Below are 26,380 nucleotides of genomic sequence, written 5' to 3' on the forward strand. Positions count from 1 at the left end.
AGTCTGCTCGCCGCAAAAAATGGTCGATGGTCGTGCTGACCCTCGGCCTGCACCAAGGGATCAACAGCTGCGTATCGGCCGAGGAATATATTGACCCCGGTCTTCGCAGCATCAGCCCTTCCCGGCTGCAGAGCCAGCCGGAAAAGGCCCGCGACAAGACAGCAAAACCCCGTGCCGGGGCACAGCCCGTCGCAGCGCTTGCCCGTGACGAACACACCGAGACCCTGGGGCTGCAGCAGGCGGTACGCCTGGCCGTTGACTGGCACCCGAGCATCAGCGAGGCGATCGGCACGCTGTACCAACAGGCCGAGGGCATCAACGTCGCCGAATCGGGCTACTACCCGCAGGTCGCCGGGGGCATCAAGGGTGGCTACAACAGCGGCTACGGCGGCGATGCCAGCAGTCAGTCGGTAAGCATCTCACTCAAGCAGATGCTCTACGACTTCGGCAAGGTCTCCAACGCCGTGGAAGCGGCGCGGGCCAAGGCCGCGCGCAGTCAGGCAAGCATTCTGCTGGCCATCGATCAGGTGGGGCGCGACACGGCGTTCGCCTTTGTCGAGGTGCAGCGCTACCAGCAATTGCTCGACATCGCGCGCCAGCAGATTCATGGCGTCGGGGACATCGTCGAGCTGGCCAGACAGCGCAGCGACATGGGCGCCAGCACCCGCTCCGATGTGGTCCAGGCGCAGTCGCGGGTCGACGGCGCGATCGCCACGCTGCAGGAGTACAAGGCCCAGTACGCCCGTTGGCAGGCAACCTTGTCCAACCTGCTCGGGCGCCAGACCACGCCCCAGGTCAGCAACGACTTTGCGCCATCGCTCGGCCAGTCCTGCAATGCGCCGGTCATCACCGACGCGCTGCCAGCGGTGTTGCAGGCGGTGGCGCAGCGCACCCAGGCGCAGGCCGAACTGGCCCAGGCCAAGGCTGAAGCCTACCCCACCCTGTCCTTGCAGCCGTCGTTCAACCAGTACCTGGACAACAACTACGATGAGCAGAATCCGGCCATCGACCGCACCCAGGTGGCGATCTTTCTCAACCTGGAAGTGCCGATCTATCAAGGCGGCGCCATCAGCGCCCGCAGTCGCGCGGCAGGTTACGCCCTCAGCGCGGCCGACTCCGCCGAAGACGCCGCCAAGTTGCAGGCGCGTCAGGGCCTGACCGAATCCCAGGCGCAGACCTCCGGCCTGACCCGCCGGCTCAACTCGTTGCAGCTGCGTCAGAACAGCATCACCGAGGCCCGAGAACTGTACGGCAGGCAGTACCTGGAGCTGGGCACCCGGCCGTTGCTGGATTTGCTCAACGCCGAACAGGAAATCCACCAGTCGCGCTTCGATCTGGCCAACACCCAGGCCGACCTGCGCCGTCTGCAAATCGATTGCCTCTACAACAGCGGCGGCATGCGCCGAGCCTTCGGCATCGACCACAGCACGATTCAGCACGTGGAGATCCTGCCATGACCGATACCATCGTCATCCCCCAAGAGGCCGCGCTGGCCGACAACGCTCGACACGACTTCGGCCCCTGGCTCGACGCGGTGCTCAAGGTCGCACGGCATTACCGCCTCGACGTCTCGCCGCAAAGCATTCGCCTGGCCTCGGTGCAAGGCGAAGGTAGGGTCGAGGAAGTGGTCAGGCACATGGCCCGGCAGGCTGGACTGAGCGTCAAGTTCGCCGACTACGATCGCAAAAGCCTGAGCCGCTGGCGCACGCCGTTGGTGGTGCAGCTGCGCGACGGCCAGGTGGGGGTGATCGAAAGCGTCGGCGAGCAAGGCGAACTGGGCATTGCCTTCAGTGGCGACCAGGGTCTGCAAAGCCGCATGGAGCCGGCCACGCTTGCCGAGCAGGCACTGCGCACGGTGATCCTGCGCCCGACCCAGCCGCTGAGCGACGTGCGCACCAACGACTACATCAAACCCTACGACGAGCACTGGTTCCGGCGCATCGTGCTCAGCGACCTGCGCCCCTATTCGCAGGTCATGTTGGCGTCGCTGGTGGCCAACCTGCTGGGCATGGCCGGGGTGCTGTTTTCGATGCAGGTCTACGACCGGGTGATTCCGGCCGAGTCGCTGCCGACGCTGTACGTTCTGTTCGGCGGGGTGATGCTGGCGCTGCTGTTCGATTTCGTGATGCGCATCATGCGTCTGCGCATCACCGACGTGCTGGGCAAACGTGCCGACCTGAGAGTCTCGGACCTGGTCTTCGGCCACGCCCTGCGCTTGCGTAATTCGGCACGACCCAAATCCACCGGCTCGTTCATTTCGCAGTTACGTGAGCTGGAGCAGATTCGCGACCTGATCACCTCAAGCACCGCCACGGCACTGGCCGACCTGCCGTTCTTTGTGCTGTTTGTGTTGGTGTTTTACCTGATCGGCGGGCAACTGGTGCTGATCCCCCTGCTGGCGCTGGTGGCGATGATCCTGCCAGGCGTTCTGGCGCAGCGGCGCCTGGCCAGGCTGGCCAACGCGTCGATGCGCGAGGCTGCCCTGCGCAACGCCATGCTGGTGGAAAGCGTGCAAGGCATGGACGACATCAAGGCGTTGCAAGCCGAGCAGCGTTTTCAGCAACAGTGGAATCACTACAACGCCGCCTCCGCCGACAGCAGCCTGCGCCTGCGCACCCTGACCAACAGCCTGGTGGCCTGGACCCAGAGCGTCCAGGGCGGTGTGTTCGCGGTGGTGATCGTCTGCGGCGCGCCGATGGTGATCGCTGGAGACCTCACCACCGGCAGCCTGGTGGCCGCATCGATCCTGTCGTCGCGGATGATGGCGCCCATGGCGCAGGTGACCCATGTACTGACCCGCTGGCAACAGGCCAAGGTCGCGCTGCAGGGTCTGAACCGGATCATGCAGATGCCGGTGGATCATCCCGAAGGCAGCCAGCGTGTGCACCTGCCCGCCATTCGGGGTGACTACCAGCTGCGCCAGGCCGGGTTTCGCTACAGCGAAGACGCCGCGCCGGCACTCAGTGCCATCGACCTGAACATCCGCCCCGGCGAGCGGATTGCCATTCTCGGGCGCAACGGTGCGGGCAAATCGACTCTCTTGCAGGCGCTTGCCGGCGCCATGGATCTGGCCACGGGCCAGACCACCCTGGACGGCATTGCCCTGGGCCACCTTGACCCGGCCGACCTGCGCCGCGATGTCGGCTTGATGTCCCAGCAGGCGCGCCTGTTCCACGGCACGCTGCGCGACAACATCACGCTCGGCGCCGGACAAGCCAGCGATCAGGAAATCATCGCCGCGCTGTCGGTCACCGGCGCCCTGGAGTTCGTCCGGCTAATGCCCAAGGGCATGGATCACCTGATCCTCGAAGGGGGGCTGGGGCTGTCGGGCGGACAACGCCAGAGTCTGCTGCTGTCGCGCCTGTTGATCCGTCAGCCGCAGGTGTTGCTGCTGGACGAACCCACCGCCTCGCTGGACGACATCACCGAGCGCCTGCTGCTGGAAAAACTCGGCAGCTGGTGCCAGGGCCGGACGCTGATTGTCGCCACGCACAGGGTCAGTGTGTTGCAGATGGTCGAGCGCATCATCGTTCTGGACAACGGACGGATCGTCATCGACGACTCGCGCGACGCCGCCCTGGCGCGGCTGCGCCAACCGCAAGGAGCCCAGGCATGAACGCCCTGACGTCGACCCCGACCCCACGCCTGCCCGAGCAGATTTCCTACCTGGACGGCACCGATGAACGCAGCATTGCCGGCGGCGTGCGGGTGATCTGGGGCTGTGCGCTGATGCTCGCCTGTTTTCTCGCCTGGGCCGCCTGGTTCGAGGTGGTCGAGGTGTCCACCGGTACCGGCAAAGTGGTGCCCAGCTCACGCGAGCAACTGATCCAGTCGATGGAGGGCGGCATCGTCAAGCAGATGTTCGTCACCGAAGGCGCGCTGGTGGAGCGCGGTCAGGTGCTGGCGCAACTGGACGCGGTGAAGAACGAATCCAACGTCGGCGAAAGCGAGGCCAAGTACCGTGCAGCCCTGGCCAGTGTGAACCGCTTGCAGGCCGAGGTCAGCGAACAACCGCTCAAGTTCGATCACGCGCTGGATGATTCCCCCGACCTGATCCGCGCCGAGAGCGAGCTGTACAAAACCCGTCGCAGAGGTCTGGAAGACACCCTCACGGGGATCCAGAGTTCATTGAAGCTGGTGCGCAGCGAACTCGAGATCACCGAAAACCTCGCCAAAATCGGCGCCTCCAGTCGGGTCGAAGTGCTGCGCCTGAACCGTCAGCGCTCGGAGCTGGAGCTCAAGGCCACCGAGGCACGTTCCGATTACATGGTCCGCGCCCGGGAAGACCTGGCCAAGGCCAATGCCGAGGCGCAAATGCTGGTGGCGGTGATCCGTGGTCGCAACGATTCGTTGTCGCGTCTGACCCTGCGCTCGCCGGTGCGGGGTATCGTCAAGGACATCGAAGTCACCACCATTGGCGGGGTGATTCCACCCAACGGCCAGCTGATGCAGATCGTGCCGCTGGACGATCAGCTGCTGATCGAAACGCGAATTTCGCCACGCGACATCGCCTTCATTCACCCCGACCAGCAGGCCAAGGTGAAAATCACCGCCTACGACTATTCGATCTACGGCAGCCTTGACGGCAAGGTGGTGGCGATCTCCCCGGACACCCTTCAGGACGAGGTCAAACCCGAGGTCTTTTACTACCGCGTGTTCATCCGCACTGATTCCGATGTCTTGCGCAACAAGGCCGGCAAGACCTTCGCCATCGTCCCGGGCATGATCGCCACGGTGGACATCCGCACCGGTGAAAAGACGGTACTCGACTACCTGATCAAACCGCTCAACAGGGCCCGTGAGGCCCTGCGCGAACGCTGATCAGCGGCTGGCGAGCCGGGTCGGTGGCGGCGTCAGCGGGTGAGCCTGGGCCAGGTAGCGGTTCCATTCGCGATTGATCTCCACATAGGGGAGAAAGATGCTGACCCGGGGCTCGCCGGCAAGATCCGGACGCTTGATGGCGTTCAGATCGCTTTGCGTGAGAAACGCCACAGTGATGCCGACCACCTTGCCGTCTGCCGAGAATACCGGTCCTCCTGACATGCCCTTGGCGGTCGGACCGTCGTGGGTGGCGTACATCACGCTGCCCTCTTTGGGGTCCAGTCGGACCATCGCCGACAACGCATGGCCACTGCCCTTGACCGACATGTACAGCGAGTTGTACCCCACTGCCGTCAGCGCCTCGCCAGGGTGGTAGGCCCGCCACGCCGGCACGCCGCTGGCCTTGTGGCGGAAGAACTGAACATCGCCCTGACCTTGATAGACAGCGCCGGACAGATAGGGGATGTGCTTGACCGTGACGGCGTAATCTTCATTCCACTGTATCGCTGTGCCCATGAGCACATACGGCAGCGGCGCGCCCGAATGGACGACGAAGGCCTGATCAAATACGGGGTCCTGGGTAAAAGCGGTTGGCACTCCATTGCACCCGCTGAGCAGCACTGAGGCCGCAACAAGTGACTTTATGGGACGCATTTTTGCACCCGAATGGGCGGTGGATGGTGAGGCCAATATGTCATTGAGCCATCATGGCTTGCAATAGACTCAGGCTACCGTTTGTCTGCTACCGATAAATTCAGTGCATTGGATCCAAGGTATGGATTGTGGGGTGGCGGGTGGGTGATGGGTAATTGACGCGGAGCGTCACACACGGCATTCCCACGCAGAGCGTGGGAACGATCAAAGGCGCCCTCCGGGCCGAAGCAGAATGGGGGGCGCCGCCCGTTTGTGATTCCGGCCCAAGGAAGTCCTTTGATTCTGCCCGCAGGGCGTAGGAGCCGGCTTGCTGGCGATCTGGCGCGAAGCGCCAATAAACCCTGCGCAGGGGATTTACCTGACACAGCCAAGGCGCCTGGTTCTACTGCCGGTGCCCGGCAGCTCGCGGGGCATGCTCGCTCCTGCGCTGAAGAGCAATCGCCGTCAAATCGCCACTTGCAGATAAAACTCTGCGCGGATGCGTTGGGGTTCGAGGGTCGGGATCGCGTCGATCAACGCGCGGGTGTAGGCATGCAGCGGGCGGTCGAACACCGTCCGCACCGGCCCTGACTCCACGACCTCGCCATCCTTCATCACCAGCACGCGTTCGCAGACGTGATTGATCACCCCCAGGTCGTGGGAGATGAACAGGCAAGCCAGACCCAGACGCTGCTTGAGGTCATCAAGCAGTTGCAGAATCTGCGCCTGCACCGAGACGTCCAGCGCCGAAACCGGCTCATCGCAGATCAATATCTGTGGCTGCGAAGCCAGTGCCCGGGCGATGGCGATGCGCTGCCGCTGGCCGCCCGACAGTTCGATGGGACGGCGAGTCAACGCTGCCCCATCGAGGCGCACCCACTCCAGCAGCTGCAAGGCCCGGCTACGCCACTCGCGGCGGGGCAAGCCTGCGACCGAGAGCGCCTCGAACAACACCCGTTGCACGGTGTAACGCGGGTCGAAGGAGCTCAGCGGGTCCTGAAACACCACCTGCACTGCACGACGCGCCGTACGCCTTTGCCGAGTGTCCAGCGTCGACCATTGCTGACCGGCGATCCAGACCTCCCCGGCGTCGGCGCTTTCCAGCCCCAGAATCAACCGCGTCAAGGTGGTCTTGCCGGACCCCGACTCGCCCACCACGCCCAGGGTCTCGCCACGCCGCAGTTGCAAGGACGCCTGTTTGAGTACGCAACGGCTGCGCCCATCAGGGCCGATAAATGATTTGCTCAGCTGCCGTGCCTCCAGCAGCACCTCCCCTTCGATTGGCGGGTCCGGGGTCACGGCGGCGAGCCGTTGGCGCTCGGGCTGGAAGTGCACGGCCCTGGCGGCGCGCAACAGTGACTGGGTGTAGGGATGTTGCGGATCCTGCAAGACCTGCTCGGTGCTGCCCTGCTCGACGATCACACCATGGCGCATGACGGCGACGCGGTCTGCCAGGCGCGATACCACCGACAGGTCATGGCTGACCATCAACAGCGCGTTGTCTTCACCGCGCAGGCTTTCCAGCAGTGCGATGATCTGCGCTTGCACCGTGGCGTCCAGGGCCGTGGTGGGTTCATCGGCAATGATCAGGCGCGGATTGCAGGCAATGGCCGAGGCAATCAATGCGCGCTGGCGCAGCCCGCCAGACAATTGCCAGGGGTACTGGCTGGCGCGCAACTCCGGCTCCGGTACGCCGACATTGCGCAACAGCTCAAGCACGCGCAGCCGCCGGGCCTCAGCGCGCAGTGGAGTATGCAGGTGCAGCGGCTCTTCGATTTCAGCACCGACCCGGCGCAACGGGTCCAGTGCGCCGAGGGCATCCTGCATCACGAAGCCAATGCGCGCACCCCGCAGGCGCTGCCAGGTGCGCTCGTCCAGGCGGCGCAGATCAATGCCCTCAAATGCCAGCTTGGCCGCCTCGACCCGGGCGCCGTTACCGGTGAGCCCGGCCAGCGTCCGGGCGGTGACGCTCTTGCCCGAGCCCGACTCCCCGACCAGGGCAAGGCATTCGCCACGCTCGATGCGCAGGCTGACGCCGTGAACAACCGGCGCAGCCGTGCCGAAACCTACGTTGAGGTCCCGGATATCAACCAATGGACCGAGGGTCTGGATGTCTGCATTCATAGCGGTTTTCCTTCGCTGCGGCGTAAAAGTTCACGGCCGATGGCACTGATCGAAACAACGGTGAGGGTGATGCTCAACGCAGGCCAGGCCACCAGCCAGGGAGCATTGGCGAGGAAACTGCGACCGATGGCCATCATCGCGCCCCACTCCGGCGCCGGCGGTGGCGCGCCAAAGCCGAGAAAGCTCAAGGCGGCACCGGCGGTGATGGTGCCGCCGATGCCGATGATGGCCAGGATCAGCACGGGTTTGAAGGCGTTGGGCAGGATGTGCCGCGCGATCACCGCCAGATGCGATTGCCCCAGGGTCAGCGCCGCCTCCACGTAGCCTGCGTTGCGCACATTCAGGGTCTGCGCCCTGACCAGTCGCGCATAGCGCGGTACTGCGGCAATGCCAACGGCAAGAATCAGATTGGCCGTGCCCTGACCGAAAAAGGTGATGATCACCAATGCCAGCAGCAGGTCCGGAAAGGCCAGCAACACATCGACAGCGCGCATCAGCCCGGCATCCAGCCAGCGCGGTCCGAGCCCGGACAGCAGGCCCAGCAGCGTGCCCCAGGCCAGACCCAGCGCGGTGGCGGCCAGGCCCATGAACAGCGAGGGTCCCACCCCGTAGATCAGCCGACTGAGCACATCGCGACCGTTTTCATCCGTACCTAGCCAGTGAGGGGTTCCAGGTGCCTGGAAAGCCAGGCGCGCCGTGGCATCCAGTGGATCGAACGGCGCCAGCAGGGCTGGAAACAACGCCGCGAGCAGCAACAGCGTCACGCACAGCCCCGCCAACCATAATCCCGGACGTAGCCGGGTGAGCCTTGCCGGACGCAACGGGCGACTGCCACCCACGCCTGTCACGGGCCCGACGATGAGCGTTTCAATTGCCTGGGACATTCACCACCTCCTCTGTTCGATCATGGGCCGATCAGCCGGTTTCCACCTTGCGCAGCGGTCCGCTCAGGGCGCAGGGTTGGGGATGCGTTGATGCACCGCCTGCACTTGCGCCTTGATCTCATCGCTCAGGGTCAGATCCAGCGCCCCGAGGTTTTCGCGCAGTTGCGCAAGGCTGGTCTGGCCGCTGAGCGCGCTGCTGACGAAGGGTTTGTCGATGACATACGCCAGCGCCAGTTGCGCCGGGGCCAGAGCGTGCTGCCGGGCGATCTGCACATAAGCGGCGATGGCCTCTTGCGCCGACGGGCTGTCGTAGCGGTTGAAGGTCCGGTACACCGCCGACAGCCGCGAACCCTCGGGCCGTGCGCCATTGAGGTATTTGCCGGTCAGCGCGCCGAACGCCAGTGGCGAGTAGGCCAACAGCCCCAGCCCTTCGCGATGGCTGAACTCCGACAAACCGCCTTCGTACAGCCGGTTGAGCAGGCTGTAGGGGTTTTGCACGCTGACGATACGCGGCAGACCCAGGCGCTCGCTCTGCTTGAGAAACTCGGCCACTCCCCACGGGGTTTCATTGGAAACCCCGATGTGGCGGACCTTGCCGGCCTTGACCTGATCGGCCAGTACCGACAGCGTCTCTTCGATGGCGACACTGTCGGTGTCGTCGATGTAGGGGTATTCGCGTTGGCCGAACATGTTGGTCTTGCGATCCGGCCAGTGCAGTTGATAGAGGTCCAGGTAATCGGTCTGCAGACGCTTGAGGCTGTCGTCCAGCGCCTGGACGATATTGCGCCGGTCATGGCGACTGAGTCCGTCGCGAATATGTGCCTGACCGGCGGGATCGCGCGCCGGGCCGGCGATCTTGCTGGCCAGCACCACCTCGGCACGACGGCCGCGATTGGCCAGCCAGGAGCCGATATAACGCTCGGTGGTGCGCCAGGTTTCGGCCTTGGTAGGGGTTGGGTACATCTCGGCGGTGTCGATCAGGTTGATGCCTTCGGCCAGCGCCAGATCAAGCTGCTGATGAGCGTCGTGCTCAGTGTTCTGATGCCCCCAGGTCATGGTGCCAAGCCCCAGAACGCTGACCTGGATGTCGCTGTTGCCCAGTGTGCGGTAACGCATGATCGATCCTTTTGAATGAAGCATGTAGACGCAACGGGTCAGGCCCGCTGCGCGTATTGACTGGTGGGAAACGGCAGCCCCAGATGCTCGCGCAAGGTGCTGCCGGTGTACTCGTGACGGAACACACCGCGCTTTTGCAACAGTGGCACGACCTCGTCGACGAAGATCTCGACACCGGAAGGAAACATGTCCGGCATGATGTTGAAGCCGTCGGCGGCGTGGGCCAGAAACCAGTGGGTCAAGGTCTCGGCCACCTGCTCGGGGGTGCCGACCAACAGCCGATGGCCGACCAGGATGCGTCGCGACAGCTGGCGAATGCTGAGGTTTTCCCGGCGCGCCAGATTCAACTGCGCTTCCAGAAACCCCTGGGAGCCGCGTTCGAAATCCGCCACCGAGCCAATCCGCGCCCAGGGCAGCGGAGCATCCGGGTCCAGCTCACCCGCCGGAATACCGATCCTGCCCGCGACTTGCTCCAGCAGGCCGTGCTCGCCATGCCAGGCGTTGAGTGCGTCAAAACGCGCATGGGCTTCGGCCTCGGTACTGCCGATCACGGTCGACAGCCCCGGCATGATCTTCAGGTGTTGAGGGTTGCGGCCCCAGCCCGCAGCGCGCTCCTTCATCTCGCCGTAGAACGCCTGGCCGTCTTCGAGGGTGGTCTGGGTGGTGAAAATGGCGTCGGCATAACGCGAACCGAGCGCCTTGCCGCCCTCGGATGACCCGGCCTGCACCAGCACCGGACGCCCCTGTGGCGAGCGCGGCACGTTCAACGGTCCCTTGACCGAAAAATGCTTGCCGACAAAGTCGATGGCATGGACCTTTGTCGGATCGGCAAAGCGCCCGCCGCGCGCATCACCGATGATCGCGTCGTCTTCCCAGCTGTCCCACAGCTTGACCGTCACGTCGATGAACTCATCGGCCCGGGCATAGCGGTCGACGTGCAACGGCGCGCCCGCCAGGCCGAAGTTTTGCGCAGCGGCATCGCCTGCGTTGGTGACCACGTTCCAGGCCGCGCGACCGCCGCTGATGTGGTCCAGCGAGGCAAAACGCCGAGCGATGTTGAACGGATCGTTATAGGTGCTCGATGCGGTGGCAATCACCCCGATGCGCTGGGTGGCCAGGGCGACGGCGGTCAACAGCACCGTGGGCTCCAGACGCCCGCCGGGCTGGGTCGACACGTCACCGGCCAGCGCCGGCCCGTCAGCCAGGAAAATCGCGTCCAGACAGCCGCGTTCGGAGATACGCGCGATGTTGCGGTAGTACTCAACGTCCAGATAGGCGTCGGCGGCGACCTCGGCACTGCGCCAGGCACCGGAGTGCGCGCCAAAGCCGAGAATGTTCATGCCAAGGCTCATCTGCCCTTCACGGATATTGCGGGTCGTGGTGCTCATACGGCGCTCGCTTCATCGCGGGCACTGCCGGCCTGCTGTTCGGCGTCGGCCGTCTGCAGGGTGCGCCACGCGGCATTGGGGGTGATGTCGTTGAGGTAAAAGTTGCCCAGCGCTCGCTCGCGGTAGATCGCCGGATTGTGCGAGGCCAGGGTGCGCGCGTTGCGCCAGTGACGGTCGAAACGCCGGCTCTGGCTGGTGGCCGAGGCGCCGCCGACTTCGAACAACAGCGTGGTGGCCTCCAGCACTTGCTCGATGATGATCTGCTGCGCCTGATAGGCGCGGATTTCGGCCTCGGTGTAATGCTGCTCGATGGCGTAGCCGCCCTGCTCTGCCTGGTGCACATCCTGTAGCACCTGGGCGACCGCCAGGACCTGGGTCCGAGCAGCGTAGGCCAGGCTCGAGAGGCGCCCGACCACACGCTGCACCAGCGGATCGTCCTTGGGACTCGACTGCCCCGGGACACCGAATGCACGGGTCCGGCCCTTCACGAAATCGCTGGCATCGTGCAGCACCGCGTCGGCGATCCCGGTCAGGGTGGCCAGGTGAAACAGCTGGTAGAACGCCGTCAGATAGGACTCGGCGCGCAGTTCGTCTTTCTTGAAGCGGCGAACGATGTGTTGCTCTGGCACCTTCACAGCGTTGAATCGGGTGGTCCCGCTGCCCGTCAGCCGCTGACCGAAGCCGTCCCAGTCATCCTCGACCGTCACGCCGTCGGCGTCGGTGGGCACCGCAACGCTGACAAAGTCTTCGCCATCCAGGGCCACGGCGGCAATCCAGTCGGCGTACAGGGTGCCGGTGCAGTAATATTTCTCGCCGTCCAGCTGCCAGCCGGCGCCGGGATTGCCGGGCTCGACCGCGCTGAGCGTCACCGAGTTGCGCGTGGTGTCCGTGCGCTCGGCCATCGCCGCGCCCCACAGCTGCCCCTCGGCGACTTTTGCCAGCCAGTAATCCTGGGACTGGGCATCACGACTGGACAGCCGCCCTTCGACAAAACCGAAATGCGCACGCACGATTTGCGGCAGGTTGGAGTCGGCCTGTCCAAGCTTGATCAACAGCTCGAACAACTGCGGCAGGCTGGCGCCCAGGCCACCCTGGGCCACGGGCACGCGCAAGGCGCCGAAACCTGCGTCACGCAGCCATTGCACGGCCTCGAACGCAAGCTCGCGCTTGTGCTCGCGCGCCACAGCGGTCTGGGCGATACGCGCAAACACATCGGCAAAACGCAGGTGCAGGTCCTGGGTGTTCACATCGGGGGGTATCGGGGAGTTCATGATGGATTCCTTGTTCATGTTCGGTTGCACTTGATCGGCCCTCACGCCCGGGCCGCTCGCGGATCGATCCAGCGGTTGATCAGGTCGACAGCCAGGTTGACCACCACGTAAACGGTGGCTGCCAGCAAGGTCACGCCCAACACCAGCGGCACATCCTTGTTGCTGGTGGCGTCGAGCATCAGGCGGCCGATGCCCTGACGGGCGAACAACAGCTCAACCACGACCGCGCCCCCGAGCAGGCTGGCAAAGACAAAACCGGCCAGCGTCACCAGCGGCACCAGGGCATGACGCAAGGCATGGCGTAGGCGTACGGCGGTTTCCGATAGCCCCCGGGCACGCGCCATGGCGATAAAGGGTTGTTCCAGGGTCTCTTCCAGTGACTGGCGCAGCAGCTGGGTCAGCACCGCAGCCACCGGTAATGCCAGTGCCACCGACGGCAGGATCAAGGAGCGCCAGCCCGTCGAGCCGGACGGCGGCAACCAGTGCCAGTGAAAGGAAAACACCAGCAGCAGCAAAATGCCGATGACAAAGGACGGTGCCGACGACAGCACCAGCTCGCTGCCCGAAGCCAAGGAGCGCACCCAGCGCGAGCGGTTGGCCGTGAGGATCGCGCAGACCAGCGCCAGGAGGACGGCCAGTAATGCCGCGCTGATCGACAACTGGAAGGTGGCGCCGATCTGCTCGGAAATGGCCTGCACCACCGGGATGCGCAAGCGATACGATTCACCCAGGTCGCCATGGGCCAGCCGCGCCAGGTAGTTGCCGTACTGCGTCATCAGCGGCTGGTCCAGCCCATACTCGGCGCGCACCCGGGCCAGCAACTCCGGGGTGGGCAGCGCCTCAGGGCCGCCGAGAATGGCCAGGGCGGTGTCGCCACCGCTGAAATTGACCGCCAGGAAGGTCAGCGTCGCGGCGCCCCAGAGCACGCCAACGCCTGCCAGCAGCCGCAACAGGATCGGCCTGAGTGTGCTCATGGTTGCCCCCGGTCCAGCCAGATGCTGGTGAAAAACGGCACGTTGTGTGAGGTGTCGAAGATCACCCCCTTGACCTGTCGGCCATACGCGGTGAGCACCTGGCTCTCCACCGAAGGCACCGCCGGCACGGTTTCACTCAGGCGTTTCTGTGCCTGTGCGTACAACGCCTGCAATTGCACCGGGTCGCGTGACAGGCGTGCGGCGCTGAGCAGCCGATCCAGTTCGGCGTCACGAAAGCGCCCGGCGTTCTGGCCGATCAGCTTCGCGGTGCTGATGGACTGGCTGTGGTACAGCACGAATAAGCCGTCCGGCGTATTGGTGTGCCAGTAACCGGCGGCCAATGCCTGGAACTTGCCGGCATAGCGGCGCTCGGTGACGCGGGTCAGCGGCAGCATCTCGATGGGCATGTCGAAACCGACCTTCTTCAGGTCAGCCTGAATGGCCACCGAAACGCTGGCCGGAAACGCCGGGTTGTCGTAGGTCAGCAGGGTCGCCTTGAGTCGTTGCCCGTCCCGTGTCCGATACCCCTGGGCGTCACGCCCGGTCCAGCCGGCCTGATCGAGCAGCGTGTTGGCGGCGCTCACGTCATAGGCCAGTGCGTCGTTGTTCGGTTGATAGAAGCGCGTGTTGGCGGCGAGGAAATCCGCCTTGCTGATGAACTCGCCAAACCCGGAAATCCACGCCAGACCCTCACGGTCGATGGCCTTGGCCACTGCGCGGCGCACCCGCACGTCATCGAAGGGTGGTTGCTCGACATTGAAGGTCATGCTGCGGCTGGGATTGCCCTTGCGAATCCGGCTGCGCATGACCAGGGCGGGATTGGCGCGAATGGCAGCAGCGTTCTGCGCCGGCGCATCCAGAGCGAAGTCCGACTGTCCCGACTCCAGCGCGGTAAAGCGGATCATCGCCTCGGGCACATAGCTGAGCTCTATACGGTCCAGGTACGCCTCGCCCTGGTGACGGGTCACTGGCGGCGCCCAGTGGTAGCCGCGCCGCTTGACGAAGACCGCGCCTTGATCACGCGTATAGCGCTGCAATACGAACGGCCCGCTGCCCACCGGGTGCTCGGCAATGCTCTTGGGCGCTTCACGGATCTGCCGCGGCGAGACCATGCCCAGCCAGGACTGCGCCAGCACATCGAGGAACGGCGTATAAGGCTCACGCAGCTGCGCCTGGAAGGTGTATTCATCAAGCACCTTGCCGTCCTGATAGGGCGCGATGTAAGCGGCCGCCAGCGGTGATTTGGTTGCCGGATCACGCATGTGTTCAAGATTGCTCTGCAGCGCCGCGGCGTTGAATTTCTCGCCATCGCTGAAGGTCACGTCATCGCGCAGATGAAAGGTGTAGGTTTTGCCGTCCTGGGAAATCTCCCAGGACTTTGCCAGCCACGGACTGATGTTGCCCTGCTCGTCCTGATACACCAGGCAGTCGAAAAGAATGCGCCCCATCCACTGTATGTTGCCGTTGGACAAGGCGTGAATATCAAAGCTGCCAGCGTCCGAAGCGGCGGACACCCTTAGTGTTCCACCATCAACTCCGCGCGCCTGTTCATGAAAGTCAGACGCCGGATAGGTAATGACGCCATCAGTGACCGAGCCGTCGGCATGCGCTACACCCGAGTCAGGTGCCGTTGCAGGTGAACAGGCACTGATAGCGATATAAAGGGAAACAAGCGTTGTGAACTTGCAGAGAGCGGCCAAAGAAACTTCCTTGATGGACTCAGGTGATCGCAATGATGATAAGAGTGCCTATGCAGTGAACATGCCACTCCATCGAAAGTCTCTTTCCAGCGCTTGACCATGATCAGATGGCGCTTGATGTTTATTCGTGAAACCCCCTACCTGCTGGCGTTGTAGCTGATCGCCCTTCCCCCGCCCGGCATTGATCAGCAGTCATGACCACGGCCAATAATGCTCCGCGCTTATATGCTTATAGCCAGGATGCGGGTTCTTCTGGTCGATCTGCCGACAGAGTGTTCGTTAACTGTTGCGTTTACAACAGGAACGCAAACTCCGTGCAAATAATCACAACTGGACCAAAGTGTTGCAAAGCAGACATGCATTCAAAACAAAGTACGCCGATCAGCAACTCCATTAACTTACAACGCACTCATGCCCGTTAAAATCGGTGAAACTTGCTTGGCATGGAAACTGCTGAGAGCGGATCAGGCATGACTATACGAATAGAAAGCTGGCATTCATTTATCTATTCATAAGGAAATACCTTTGATGCATTCAGTTTTTCGGGGAGAGTTACAAGCGTTGCCATTGGCTGTACGCCGGGCAAGCTGGTTGACGCTGGGGGTGGGTTCAGTGTTGTTGATGGCAGGCGCGGTTCGGGCCGATGAGCTGACTCAGACGCCAGCGAGCGACACGCAGGCCACCGCGCGGCTCAGTACCGTCACGGTCAAAGCGCAGAAGATCACGCCGGCCGAGGCGGCAAAGAGTCAGCTTGATGAAGTGCCCGGCGGCACCAGCGTGGTCGACAGCGAGCAGGTCGCCAAGGGCCGCACCGCTACCCTGCAAGACACTCTGGCGTATCAGCCGGGGGTGTTCGTGCAGTCGACCGGCGGCAACGACGCGGCAAAGATTTCCATTCGCGGCTCGGGCGCCAACACCTCGCCGGGTTACTTTCGTGAGGGCATCAAGTTCCTGTTCAATGGCCTGCCCATCACCGGTCCCGGCGGCACGCCTTACGAGTTTCTCAACGGTTCGGGGGTCAATTACACGGAAATCCTGCGCGGCGCCAATGCGTTCCAGTACGGCGCCTTGAGCCTGGGTGGCGCGATCAATTTCGTCAACCAGACCGGCTACACCGCCCCCGGACTGCGGGTACGGGCCGAAACCGGCAGCTACGGCTACAACAAGCAAAGCATCAGCACCGGTGGCGTCGAAGGGGATTTCGATTACTACCTCAATGCCGATAACTACCGCAGCGACGGTTACCGCGACTACAGCCTGTCCAAGAGCCAGGGTGTGGTGGCCAACTTCGGCTACAAGTTCAGCCCCAAGCTTGAAACCCAACTGATGCTGCGCTATCGCGACGAGTACCATAACGACCCCAGTCCCACCACGCTGGATGCGGTCAAGCATCACACCCGCGATGCCAGTGACACGGCCGCCAGCAGCGGTGCGGGCAGCCGCCGTCCCGGCAGTGTCTGGGCCGGCAGCAAGACCACCTACAGCTTCGACGACGACTCAAGGCTCTCGGTCGGCTTTTCCTACTACGAGTACGCTCACAACAACAGCCCGAACAGCCCGAGCAACCCCAGCTACTGGGACTGGCACGACCTGAGCTTCGTACTGGGCTATGAGCGCACAGACAAGCTGTTTGGCCATGAAAGCCGCAGCAGCGTGGCGTTCACCTCGACCGAACACCTCAAGGGTGAGGTCAATTCCACCTTCGCCAACAAGCAGACGCGCAAGTTCGTCGACTATGGCTCCTCGTTCGACCATGTGTTCTCGTTCGGCAATGATCTGGAACTGCTCGACGGGCTGTGGCTGACCAGCGGTGTGTCGGCCATCGACGTGCGCCGTCACGCCGATGTGAAAGAGTCACTGCAGGCCAACACCACCCGCTATCCCACCGACGTCACCTACGACAACTGGAGCCTGGCGCCGCGCATGGGTGTGCGTTACGAGTTCACCCCGCAGTTCCAGGCGTTTGCCAACTTCAGCCGCTCCATCGACCCACCGGCGTCCTGGGAATACTCGGGCTCAGGTCCTACCTCACCGTACGTACGCCCGCTGGTTGAGCAGAAAGCCAATACCCTGGAAATCGGGGTCAAGGGTGCCTCGGGCATTTTCGATGGCAGCCTGGCGCTCTACCGCTCGTGGATTCGTGATGAGCTGCTGAATGTGCAGATCGTCGCACCCACGGCAAACGCCGCTGCGGTGACCGGCGCGTTCAACGCCACACCGACCATCCACCAAGGCATCGAAGCAGGTCTGAACACCCGGTTGTGGGAAAGCGACTCCGGCGAAAAAGTCAGCTGGCGGCAGGTCTACACTTACAATGATTTTTACTACCGGCATGACCCGACCTTCGGCAATAACCAGTTGCCGGGCATTCCCAAACACATCTATCAGGGCGAGGTGCAGTACCAGCATCCAGCAGGCTTCTACACCGGCGTGAACGTACAATCTGCCTCACGCACAGCGGTGGATTACGCCAACACCTTTTATGCGCCGTCCTACACCATCTTCGGCGCGAACGTGGGTTACGAGACGCCGAACAAAGACTGGAAAGTCTCGCTGGACGTGAAAAACCTGACCGACAAGAAGTACGTCACCGCTGTCCAGCCGATTTACAACGCAGCGGGCCAGGACACGGCCTCGCTGTATCCCGGTGACGGCATTGGCGCCTACGTCGGGGTAGAGTTTCGTTACTGAAGCCTGGCAAGGTGAAACATGACAGGGCCCCTGCGGCCCTGTCTGGCCTCACCGCAGGCTGACCCATTGAAGGACCACACATGACCCAGAATATCTACGACAGCCCCGCGTTTTTCGAAGGCTACAGCCAGTTGCCACGCTCGCTTGAGGGGCTCGATGGCGCACCTGAATGGCCGGCACTGAGCGCGCTGCTGCCACCGCTGGCGGGCCAGGACATCGTCGACCTTGGCTGCGGCTATGGCTGGTTCAGCCGCTGGGCTGTCGAGCACGGCGCGCGAAGCGTGCTGGCCATCGACGTGTCGCAAAAGATGCTGGAACGCGCAGTCGCGATCAACAACGACCCCCGCATCACCTATCAATGCAGTGACCTGGAGGGCCTGCAACTTCCCCAGGCAAGCTTCACCCTGGCCTACAGCTCGCTGGTTCTGCATTACATCCGTGACCTGGGCGCGCTGTTTCGTAGCATTCATGACGCGCTGCTGCCGGGGGGCCAATGGCTGTTCTCGATCGAGCACCCGATCTACATGGCTTCGCTGCATCCCGACTGGGTTGTCGATGCACAGGGCGGAAGATCCTGGCCGGTGGACCATTACCAGATCGAGGGCCCGCGCAGCACGAACTGGCTGAGCGATGGCGTGATCAAGCAGCATCGAACCCTGGGGACGCTGATCAACCTGCTGATCGCCAGTGGCTTTACCCTCAAGCATGTCAACGAGTGGGGGCCTGACGATGAAGACCTCAAGCGCCGCCCCGCCCTTGCCGACGAAGTACACCGGCCGATGATGCTGATCGTCGCCGCCAGTCGCTGAGGCCGCAGCGGTGCCCCGCCCTATCCGTGGCGAGGATTCTGATTGGCTGCCGGTGCCCGGCAGATCGCCGGCAAGCCAGGCTCCCACGCCCTGCGGGCCGAAGCCGAATGGGCTTGACGTGAAACTGCAGGAGCCGGCCACGCCGGTCACCGGGCGTTTTGTTCGAGCCAGTCTTCCCTGCGCAATTCCCAGGTCTGCTTGCCCAACCGGCCACTGACGAAATCCCCCTCGCCGACATTGATCAGGCGCATCCCCTCGCGTTCGGACACTCTTCGCGAAGCGTCGTTGCCCACCGCTTTGGGCACCTGCATGACGGGCCGGGCCAGGGTTTCGAACCAGTGCTGATTGATGGCCTTGCAGGCCTCCTGCATATAACCCTGACCTTGCCAGGGCGGCGACAACCAGAAACCGCGATGATTGCCCGGCTGGTCGTACAGGCTGATGCTGCCGATGCACTGCTCGGGGTCGGTGGCCAGTCTGATCATCCAGTGCCATTCCTTGCCTTGACCCATGGCTGGCAAAACGTGGTCCTGCACATAGCGTTCAGCGCCGTCAGGCGGATAAGGCCAGGGCACGCGACTGTCGAGGTAGCGCACCACATCCCAGTGCGGGAAGAGTTGCTGGATGGCGGGAATATCCGCAGCTTGCAGGGGTGTAAGGAGAAGACGTGGGGTATGAAAGGTGGGGCTGCTGTCCATGGCGCTCACTCGTCGTTGATCGCCGCAAATCCTAGCATGAGTCGGGCCAGCACCGTTGCGACAGCAATCGGTCGATTCCGCAACCCCGCGCAGCCAGGACGTTGGCCACGCTGGCTGCCTCACGCATCAAGGCAGCCGGCGACCGGGTCTCACGGCTTCCACGCACCCCCTTCGACAATCACTGCCGCAGGGTCGGTGCCTTCAGCCAGTTGGCTGCGCACGTACTGGTCGTAGAGTTTGAGCAGGTATTTGTCCTGACCCAGGCTGGCCAGTTCGCTGTTCACCCAGTCGCGCAATTCGAGGTTGCCTTTTTTCACCGCCGGGGCAATCGGCGCTTCGTCACCCAGTTTTTGTGCCAGCACGCGGTAGCCCGGGTTCTGTTTGGCCCAGCTGAACAGCACCAGGTTGTCTTGGGCATAGGCATCGCCGCGACCGTTGGCCAAGGCTTGCAGCGACTCGGAGTTTTTCTCGAACTTGAGCAGCTTCCAGTCAGGGTGATTTTTCGTCAGCCAGATGTCGGCCGTGGTGCCGGTGGTGACGATGGTGGTCTTGCTGGCCAGGTCATCGAGGCTTTTCACCGCGCTGTTCTCAGGCACCAGCGCCTGTACCGCGACACGCAGGTTGGGGTGAGTGAAGTCCACCACTTGCGCGCGTTCCGGGGTGACCGTCATGTTGGCGAGGATCAGGTCGACCTTGTCGCTTTGCAGAAACGGGATACGGCTGGCGGGCTCGACCACCACAAATTCGATCTTCTTCTCGTCACCCAGCAGGTCCTTGGCAAAACGTCGGCCCAGGTCCGTGTCGAAGCCGACATAGTCGCCTTTTTCGTTGACGAAACCAAAGGGCGGCTTGTCGCTGAACACGCCGACCACCAGTTTGTCTCGGGCCTTGATGGCGCTCAACGAGCTTTCAGCCTGAGCGCTGGCGGCGACACCGGCCAATAATCCGATCGCCAGCAGTGGCAGTACGAGGGCAGTTTTGAATGTCATGAAGCTTTCCTTTTAGGCATGTTTTCCACGTAGGAGAATTTCTCCAGGAACTGCTGCGCGCGTGCGGTCTGCGGGGCGCTGAAGAAGGTTTGGGGGTCGCCCTGTTCGACGATCCGGCCGCCGTCCATGAACAGGATCCGGTCCGCCACCGCACGGGCGAAGGCCATTTCGTGGGTGACGATCAACAGGGTCATGCCGCTGCGCGCCAGATCGAGGATGACCTCCAGCACTTCCTTGACCATTTCCGGGTCGAGGGCTGCGGTGACCTCATCGAACAGCATGACCTTGGGGTTCATGCACAGCGCCCGGACAATGGCGATGCGTTGCTGCTGGCCGCCGGACAGCTCACGCGGATAAGCGTCGCGCTTGTCCAGCAGGCCAACGCGTGCGAGCAGGGTTTCGGCCTGCTGCCGCGCCTCGCTGCGCAAACGCTTCTGCACGCTCACCGGCCCCAGCAGCACGTTGTCCAGCACACTCATGTGCGCGAATAAGTGGTAGCTCTGAAACACCATGCCGATCTGTTGGCGAACGCTGCGCCAGTCGGTGTCGGCGGTCAGCTCGCGACCGGCGAAACGGTAATGCCCGGCGTGACCGGATTCCAGGCCATTGAGGCAGCGCAGCAAGGTGCTCTTGCCACAGCCGCTGGGGCCGAGGATGACCAACACTTCGCCCTCATGGACACTCAGATTGACATCCTGCAGCACCGCCACCTCGGCGAAACGCTTGTTGAAACCAGACAGTTCTATCAATGCACTCATGAGTGACTCCAGCGTCGCTCAAGCACACGCGAGGCGGCCGACAACGGGTAGCAGACGAGAAAGAAAAACACGAACAGAAAGCCGTAGATCAGCACCGACTCATAAGTCCGCTCGATGATTTGCTGGCCGATCTTGATCACATCGACCACGCCGATCAGCACCGCCAGCGAGCTGGTTTTGATCAGCCGGGTGAACACGTTGATCATTGGCGGGGTCATGCGTCGCAGCGCCTGCGGCAACAACACGCGGCCATACAGCGCCGGCAAGCCAAGGCCGATGGCCAGCCCTGCCTCTCGTTGACCACGGGGGATGGAGAGCAAGGCGCCGCGCACCACCTCTCCAGCTTCACTGATGCCCCAGAGCGACAACACCAGCACCGCGCAGCCGAAGCCGGAAATGCTCCAGCCAAAGAAAATCGGCAAGCCGAAAAAGAACAGGTACAGCCACACCAGCACCGGGATCGCCCTGAAGGCCTCCAGGTACACCAGCAGCACGGCGTCCAGCCATCTAATTCCCAGGTTGCGTAGCACCCCGTAGGCCAACCCGCCCGCGCTGCTGAACACAATCGCCAGCAGGGAAATCCCCAACGTGCGCCCTATGCCGGTCAACAACTGCGGCGCAGACACCCACAGCAACTCAAGACCCGAACTGGCCATGCTGGAGCCTCCTTTCAATGAACCGCAGCAACAGCGAAAGCGGCACGAACAGCAGCACGCAAAGCCCGGTCATGACCGCGAGCATTTCGTAGGTCTTGTAGTACAAGGCGATGTAACTTTTGGTGGTGTAGAGAATTTCCGGCACCGCCACCGCCGACACCACGGTGGTTTCCTTGAGCAGGAAAACGAAGTTGGCGAACAGCGCCGGCAGGCTGAGGATGCCCGCCTGGGGCAGGATCACGTAGCGCAACAGCTGCCAGCGCGACAGCCCGATGGACAGCCCCGACTCGATCTGCGACTTGGGCACCGCCTCGATTCCGGCACGCAGAATCTCGGTCAGGTACGCGCCGCCGAGAAAGGTCATCGCGATAATGGCCGAGGCGAACCCGGAAACGCGGATACCGATGCCGGGCAGCGCGAAGTAGATGAAAAACAGCTGGATCAGCAAGGGTGTGTTGCGTGCAAGTTCCACATACAGCCGTACCAGACGCTGCAACACGGGCACCTCGAACAGCGCGATAGCGGCGTTGATCAAGGCGACCGCCAGCGAGGTGACGATGGCGATCAGGCCAACCTGCAGCGTGACCCCGACCGCAACGATGAACGCAGGGAGTGTGGACAGCGCGAACGCGACATCGAAGCTCATGTCGGGTCACACCATGGCAACAGGCATAGGGGGCAAAAGACGCGCAACACGGGCACTCCTGACGCTAAGGCACACCACTCGGACAGAGCACGTGCACGGATGAGTCAGGACTGATTGCAGGCTTTATGCCATACCGTCGATCACCCTGTTGCGGGGCCATCGACAGCATGAGGGCCGAGATTAACTGTCTGTTTTTACTCGTTTTTGCTGACGGGCTGTTGCCCCGGCAACAGCGCTGCCAACCTACGGGTGTTCCCCGACCTGGGTTTTCAGCCAGCCGAGAAACGCCTGAATGTCCGGAGTCTTTTCCTTACCCGGCGCGCAGAGAAAGTGATAACCGGTGGTGGTGTCCATCTCGTCGGCGGACAACCGGCGCAGCTTGCCGCAGCTCAGTTCATCGGACAGGTGCGAGGTACGCGCCATCGCCACGCCAAGCCCGCGAAGCGCTGCCAGAACCGCCATGCTGGTGTGAGGCACGGTCAACGCGCAATTGAGCGCGGCGCCGGACATGCCGTTGCGGTCCAGCCAGTATTCCCAGGACGGCGAACAGACACGTTCTCCGCTCAGCATGCTGCGCGCGCGCAGGATCAGCGGGTACTTCAAGATGTCGGCGAGCGTCGCAGGCTCGCCGAATGCCTCGATCAGCGCCGGGCTGCACACCGGAAAGATCCGCTCCAGCAGAATCAGGTCGCAGAACATCGCGCCCCAGCTCGCTCCCTTTGCCCCAAGCTTGATCGCCACCTGAACGTTGGGGTCTTCGAACCTTGAGAATTCCTCGGTGTTGAGCCTGATCCGGATACCCGGACACTGCGCATAGAAGCCAGGCAGACGCGGGATCAGCCAGGTATTGGCAAACGAATCGTGGACGAAGACCTCCAGCACCGACTCCTGCTGGCGTCCACGCTCGAAGCGCTCGACCACCGCACCCATGCCTTTGAAGAACGTGCGCACCACCGGCAACAGTTCAGCACCGTGCGGGCTGAGGCTCATGGCGCCGCCACTGCGCTCGAACAGTTCTACCCCCAACAGCTCTTCGAGCTGCCTGATCTGGTGGCTGATGGCGCTCTGCGTGAGGTGCAGCTCGGCGCCCGCCTGGGAGAAATTCAGATGCCTGGCACAGGCTTCGAAGCCCCGCAGGGCGGCCACTGACGGAAATTTCCTGAGCGCCATCAACCGGCCTCCAACACAATTTTCATAAGGCATGAAATCCTTTCATTAACGTCATGTGCGGCGCGCGGACCACAATAAGAAGGTCCTCATGGGTGCTGCGAAGATATGACACTTTCAACCTCGATACCTGATGTGCGTGGCGCTGACAGCGCGACACGGAAAAAAACCCTGGTGGCTGCGTGCACCGCCCACGCCACCCATGACGGCTTGAGCGACCTGGTGTATGTGCTGCTGCCGATCTGGCAAGACATGTTTGTGCTCAGTTACGTCTGGCTCAGTGTGCTCAGAAGCGCCTACTCGCTGACCCTGGCCGTATTGCAGATCCCGGCTGCGACCCTGTCGACCAGGATCAGGCCGGCGTGGCTGCTGGCAATCTCCACCGCCGTCACCGGTCTTGGATGGCTGGCCGCAGGTTTTGCCGGCAGTGCGATCGCTTTGGGTGCGTCGTTGGTGATTGCCGGCCTGGGCGCCAGCGTTCAACATCCGGTCGCCTCGGCCATGGTGTCCAGAGCCTATGCGGGAAACGCGAAAAAACCCTTGGGCCTCTACAACTTTTCCGGGGATCTGGGCAAGTCGATGCTGCCCGCCGGCGCTGCGTTTCTGCTGACCTGTACCACCTTTCAGGTGACCGCCACGGTGTTTGCAGGGATCGGGCTGCTCGCGGCGCTGGTCATCGGCGCGCTGCTCAGGCATGTTCCAGCGCCACGCATACTGACCTGCAAAGCCGCTGCGCTGCCTGCCGGTGCAGGTCATGCAGGGAGTCCGCGGGCGTTTGCTGCGCTGTTGTGGACGGCGATCATGGACAGCGCGGTAAGAATGGGCTTTTTGACCTTCCTGCCCTTCATCATCAAGCACAATGGCGGCTCTCTGGCTCAGGCAGGCGTGGCGCTGACCCTGGTGTTCATCGGCGGCGCGATGGGCAAGTTCGTCTGCGGCTGGATGTCCGAGAGATTCGGCACGCTCAAGACAATCGTCGTCACCGAGCTGGCCACCGCGCTGCTGATCGGGGTGGTGCTGATCGCGCCGATCAGCCTGGCGATGATCGTCCTGCCGCTGCTGGGGGCGGTGCTCAACGGCACCTCGTCGGTGCTGTATGGCGCGGTCACCGACGTGGTCGAGTCTCACAAACTGGAGAAAGCCTTCTCGGTGTTCTACACCGGAACCATCGGCTCCGGGGCGGTGGCGCCGATCCTGTACGGTTACGTCGGGGATCATGCCGGTGTGCTCAGCGCGACGGCGTTTGTCGCGCTGACCGCAGCCCTGGCGCTGCTGCCGGTTGTGCTGTTTTCACGCCTGCAGCCGGGGGCCTTCGATTCGCGTTCCTGAGGCGCTGTCTTCAGAAGTTGGCGGGGGTGTTGGCGCTGATGATCTCTGCCTCGTCCTGCCCGATGTTGCGAAACCGGTGCGGCAGTGTCGTAGGGAAGTAGTAGCCGTCGCCTGCGTTGAGCACGCTGATCTGCCCGTCGACCGTCAGCTCGACGGTGCCGCGGGTCACCAGTCCGCACTCCTCGCCTTGGGCGTGGACGATCGGCTCGGCACCGGAGCTGGCACCGGGCGCGTATTGTTCACGCAACATGCGCATCTGCCGACTCGGCACAGAGGCGCCGATCAGCAACAGCCGCAGGCCATCGCGGCCCAGATCCGGCTGTTCGCCGGCGCGGAAGACATAGCGCTGTTCCTGCGGGGGTTGATCGAACGAGAAGAAGTCCGCCAGGGTCATGGGAAACCCTTCGAGGAGCTTTTTCAGTGAACTGACCGATGGGCTGACGCGATTCAACTCAATCAAGGAGATCGTGCCGTTGGCGACTCCGCTGCGTCGGGCCAGCTCGCGCTGGGACAATTTGTAGCTTTCGCGTACTAGTTTGAGTCGTGACCCCGTATCCATGACAGCCCTATGTGAAAACCTGAGGGTATCGAGGGGCGTGCCGCAGCCGCTTGCCAGAGCAAACAACCGGTGGCCGCCCCCCACTTGAGTGGGGCTGATTAGAGCACGTTTAGCGCGCCCGAACCTAGACGGCCAAGCGACATGAACACCGCCCATGACGCTGCTGCAACATCAGGTGGCGTGCGCGGGGTATTGGGCCATGAACTGCCCGATGACGTCGGCGAAGTCATGATCGGCGGTGAAGCCAAGGTCCTTGGCATAGCGGGCGGCAAACGAGCCTGGCCATGAGCCGACGATGCGCACGATGGCCGGATCCGGTAGTACGGCAATCCGGCTGGCTACCTGGTCCCCTGCGGTCTGGCGCAAGGCGTCGATCATCTGCTGCACCGTGACCGACAGCCCTGGCATGTTGATCACCCGGCCCTGAGTCAATTGCTCGGCCGCCAGCTCATGACCGTGGATCAGGTTGCTGATCGCCTGCGCCGGAGACATCAGCCACAAGCGGGTATCGAGCGGAACCGGGCATACGCTGTGCTGACCGTTGAGTGGCTCGCGAATGATGCCGCTGGCAAAACTCGAGGCTGCCAGGTTCGGCTTGCCCGGACGCACCACGATGGTCGGCATGCGCAGGCTGCGACCGTCGACAAAACCGCGTCGGCTGTAGTCGGCCAGCAGCAGGTCGTTCATGGCCTTCTGCGTGCCGTAGGAGCTTTGCGGGGCCCACACCTGATCGTCCTCCACCTGTGCCGGCAGCTTGCCGCCGAACACCGCAACCGAACTGGTCATCACCCATTTGGGGCAGGTGTCCAGGCTGCGGATGCGCTCGAGCAGGTTGTGCGTGGCGCTGAAGTTGATGCGCATGCCCAGCTCGAAATCCTGCTCGGCCTGGCTGGAGACCACTGCCGCCAGATGGAAAATACTGTCGGTACGCGCATCGACCAGACTTTCCAGCACCTTTGCCTCGGCGATGTCGCCACAGACCACCTGCACCCGGGGATCGTCGATGCCGGCCAGCGGCACCACGTCAAAAGCGACGATCCGGGTGATGTTTTGCGACAGGCCCTGACGATCGGTCAGGGTGCCGCGCTGCAACAACGCTTCGATCAGGCGACGGCCGAGAAAGCCGGCCGCACCGGTCACGAGAATATTCATGGATGGCTCCTGTTG

22 protein-coding genes are annotated in these 26,380 nt (G+C 63.0%); 6 read left to right on the plus strand and 16 right to left on the minus strand.

The annotated features are described in order from the left end of the window. Positions 1 to 26: 26 nt before the first annotated feature. From ACI2KS_RS19305 to ACI2KS_RS19315, 3 genes are read left to right on the plus strand one after another with little or no spacing between them, the layout of a single operon-like run. Entirely contained in the window at positions 27 to 1,457 is a 1,431-nt protein-coding gene (locus ACI2KS_RS19305; protein WP_404622758.1) for a TolC family outer membrane protein, read from the plus strand. Beyond that, on the plus strand, positions 1,454 to 3,616 hold the full coding sequence (locus tag ACI2KS_RS19310) for a type I secretion system permease/ATPase (RefSeq protein ID WP_404622592.1): 2,163 nt from the start codon (positions 1,454 to 1,456) through the stop codon (positions 3,614 to 3,616). The genes ACI2KS_RS19305 and ACI2KS_RS19310 overlap by 4 nt, the downstream gene beginning before the upstream one ends. Beyond that, positions 3,613 to 4,821: an HlyD family efflux transporter periplasmic adaptor subunit gene (locus ACI2KS_RS19315; protein ID WP_404622593.1), complete on the plus strand. Its 1,209-nt coding sequence runs from the start codon at positions 3,613 to 3,615 to the stop codon at positions 4,819 to 4,821. The genes ACI2KS_RS19310 and ACI2KS_RS19315 overlap by 4 nt, the downstream gene beginning before the upstream one ends. On the opposite strand, the gene ACI2KS_RS19320 is transcribed toward ACI2KS_RS19315, so the two are convergent. The 8 genes from ACI2KS_RS19320 to ACI2KS_RS19355 all read right to left on the minus strand — a co-directional run bounded on the left by ACI2KS_RS19320 (position 4,822) and on the right by ACI2KS_RS19355 (position 14,725). Beyond that, positions 4,822 to 5,475: a trypsin-like peptidase domain-containing protein gene (locus tag ACI2KS_RS19320; protein ID WP_404622594.1), complete on the minus strand. Its 654-nt coding sequence runs from the start codon at positions 5,473 to 5,475 to the stop codon at positions 4,822 to 4,824. A 444-nt stretch (positions 5,476 to 5,919) separates the two neighbouring features. Further along, positions 5,920 to 7,578 carry a dipeptide ABC transporter ATP-binding protein gene (locus ACI2KS_RS19325; protein ID WP_404622595.1) on the minus strand — a complete coding sequence of 553 codons (1,659 nt, stop codon included), beginning with the start codon at positions 7,576 to 7,578 and terminating at the stop codon, positions 5,920 to 5,922. Next, complete coding sequence (locus ACI2KS_RS19330; protein ID WP_404622596.1) at positions 7,575 to 8,462, minus strand: ABC transporter permease; 888 nt, start codon at positions 8,460 to 8,462, stop codon at positions 7,575 to 7,577. The genes ACI2KS_RS19325 and ACI2KS_RS19330 overlap by 4 nt, the downstream gene beginning before the upstream one ends. A 63-nt stretch (positions 8,463 to 8,525) precedes the next feature. Further along, positions 8,526 to 9,578, minus strand: coding sequence for an NADP(H)-dependent aldo-keto reductase (locus ACI2KS_RS19335; RefSeq protein ID WP_404622597.1), 1,053 nt, complete (start codon positions 9,576 to 9,578; stop codon positions 8,526 to 8,528). Between the two features lie 38 nt (positions 9,579 to 9,616). Then, positions 9,617 to 10,966, minus strand: a complete 1,350-nt coding sequence (locus ACI2KS_RS19340) for an LLM class flavin-dependent oxidoreductase (protein WP_404622598.1) — start codon at positions 10,964 to 10,966, stop codon at positions 9,617 to 9,619. Then, positions 10,963 to 12,237, minus strand: coding sequence for an acyl-CoA dehydrogenase family protein (locus tag ACI2KS_RS19345; protein WP_404622599.1), 1,275 nt, complete (start codon positions 12,235 to 12,237; stop codon positions 10,963 to 10,965). Before ACI2KS_RS19345 ends, ACI2KS_RS19340 begins: the two co-directional genes overlap by 4 nt. Before the next feature lie 41 nt (positions 12,238 to 12,278). Continuing rightward, positions 12,279 to 13,211 carry an ABC transporter permease gene (locus tag ACI2KS_RS19350; RefSeq protein WP_404622600.1) on the minus strand — a complete coding sequence of 311 codons (933 nt, stop codon included), beginning with the start codon at positions 13,209 to 13,211 and terminating at the stop codon, positions 12,279 to 12,281. Next, positions 13,208 to 14,725 (minus strand): ABC transporter substrate-binding protein, encoded by a 1,518-nt coding sequence (locus tag ACI2KS_RS19355; RefSeq protein WP_404622601.1) that lies wholly within the window; start codon positions 14,723 to 14,725, stop codon positions 13,208 to 13,210. The genes ACI2KS_RS19350 and ACI2KS_RS19355 overlap by 4 nt, the downstream gene beginning before the upstream one ends. A 714-nt stretch (positions 14,726 to 15,439) precedes the next feature. Here ACI2KS_RS19355 and ACI2KS_RS19360 point away from each other — a divergent pair. Both ACI2KS_RS19360 and ACI2KS_RS19365 read left to right on the plus strand, forming a co-directional pair. Beyond that, positions 15,440 to 17,602, plus strand: a complete 2,163-nt coding sequence (locus ACI2KS_RS19360) for a TonB-dependent receptor family protein (RefSeq protein ID WP_404622602.1) — start codon at positions 15,440 to 15,442, stop codon at positions 17,600 to 17,602. A gap of 80 nt (positions 17,603 to 17,682) precedes the next feature. Beyond that, positions 17,683 to 18,411: a class I SAM-dependent methyltransferase gene (locus ACI2KS_RS19365; RefSeq protein WP_404622603.1), complete on the plus strand. Its 729-nt coding sequence runs from the start codon at positions 17,683 to 17,685 to the stop codon at positions 18,409 to 18,411. A 146-nt stretch (positions 18,412 to 18,557) separates the two neighbouring features. Here ACI2KS_RS19365 and ACI2KS_RS19370 read toward each other — a convergent pair whose 3' ends face one another. The 6 genes from ACI2KS_RS19370 to ACI2KS_RS19395 form a co-directional block, all read right to left on the minus strand. Then, positions 18,558 to 19,109, minus strand: coding sequence for a GNAT family N-acetyltransferase (locus ACI2KS_RS19370; RefSeq protein ID WP_404622604.1), 552 nt, complete (start codon positions 19,107 to 19,109; stop codon positions 18,558 to 18,560). Between the two features lie 149 nt (positions 19,110 to 19,258). Further along, positions 19,259 to 20,098 (minus strand): transporter substrate-binding domain-containing protein, encoded by an 840-nt coding sequence (locus ACI2KS_RS19375; protein ID WP_404622605.1) that lies wholly within the window; start codon positions 20,096 to 20,098, stop codon positions 19,259 to 19,261. Beyond that, positions 20,095 to 20,856 (minus strand): amino acid ABC transporter ATP-binding protein, encoded by a 762-nt coding sequence (locus tag ACI2KS_RS19380; RefSeq protein WP_404622606.1) that lies wholly within the window; start codon positions 20,854 to 20,856, stop codon positions 20,095 to 20,097. The genes ACI2KS_RS19375 and ACI2KS_RS19380 overlap by 4 nt, the downstream gene beginning before the upstream one ends. Then, a complete protein-coding gene (locus ACI2KS_RS19385; RefSeq protein WP_404622607.1) occupies positions 20,853 to 21,512 on the minus strand; it encodes an amino acid ABC transporter permease in 660 nt (219 codons plus the stop codon). Before ACI2KS_RS19385 ends, ACI2KS_RS19380 begins: the two co-directional genes overlap by 4 nt. Then, positions 21,493 to 22,158, minus strand: coding sequence for an amino acid ABC transporter permease (locus tag ACI2KS_RS19390; RefSeq protein ID WP_404622608.1), 666 nt, complete (start codon positions 22,156 to 22,158; stop codon positions 21,493 to 21,495). Before ACI2KS_RS19390 ends, ACI2KS_RS19385 begins: the two co-directional genes overlap by 20 nt. A 243-nt stretch (positions 22,159 to 22,401) precedes the next feature. After that, entirely contained in the window at positions 22,402 to 23,328 is a 927-nt protein-coding gene (locus ACI2KS_RS19395; protein WP_404622609.1) for a LysR substrate-binding domain-containing protein, read from the minus strand. Between the two features lie 105 nt (positions 23,329 to 23,433). On the opposite strand from ACI2KS_RS19395, the gene ACI2KS_RS19400 reads away from it, so the two are divergent. After that, positions 23,434 to 24,654: an MFS transporter gene (locus tag ACI2KS_RS19400; RefSeq protein ID WP_404622610.1), complete on the plus strand. Its 1,221-nt coding sequence runs from the start codon at positions 23,434 to 23,436 to the stop codon at positions 24,652 to 24,654. Positions 24,655 to 24,664: 10 nt separating this feature from the next. On the opposite strand, the gene ACI2KS_RS19405 is transcribed toward ACI2KS_RS19400, so the two are convergent. Together ACI2KS_RS19405 and denD are read right to left on the minus strand one after the other, a co-directional pair. Further along, positions 24,665 to 25,213 carry a cupin domain-containing protein gene (locus ACI2KS_RS19405; protein WP_404622611.1) on the minus strand — a complete coding sequence of 183 codons (549 nt, stop codon included), beginning with the start codon at positions 25,211 to 25,213 and terminating at the stop codon, positions 24,665 to 24,667. A gap of 171 nt (positions 25,214 to 25,384) precedes the next feature. Continuing rightward, positions 25,385 to 26,365, minus strand: a complete 981-nt coding sequence (denD, locus tag ACI2KS_RS19410; RefSeq protein WP_404622612.1) for a D-erythronate dehydrogenase — start codon at positions 26,363 to 26,365, stop codon at positions 25,385 to 25,387. Positions 26,366 to 26,380 lie beyond the last annotated feature (15 nt).

It is taken from the genome of Pseudomonas sp. NPDC087358 (genome assembly GCF_044900785.1).
Classification (GTDB): domain Bacteria; phylum Pseudomonadota; class Gammaproteobacteria; order Pseudomonadales; family Pseudomonadaceae; genus Aquipseudomonas.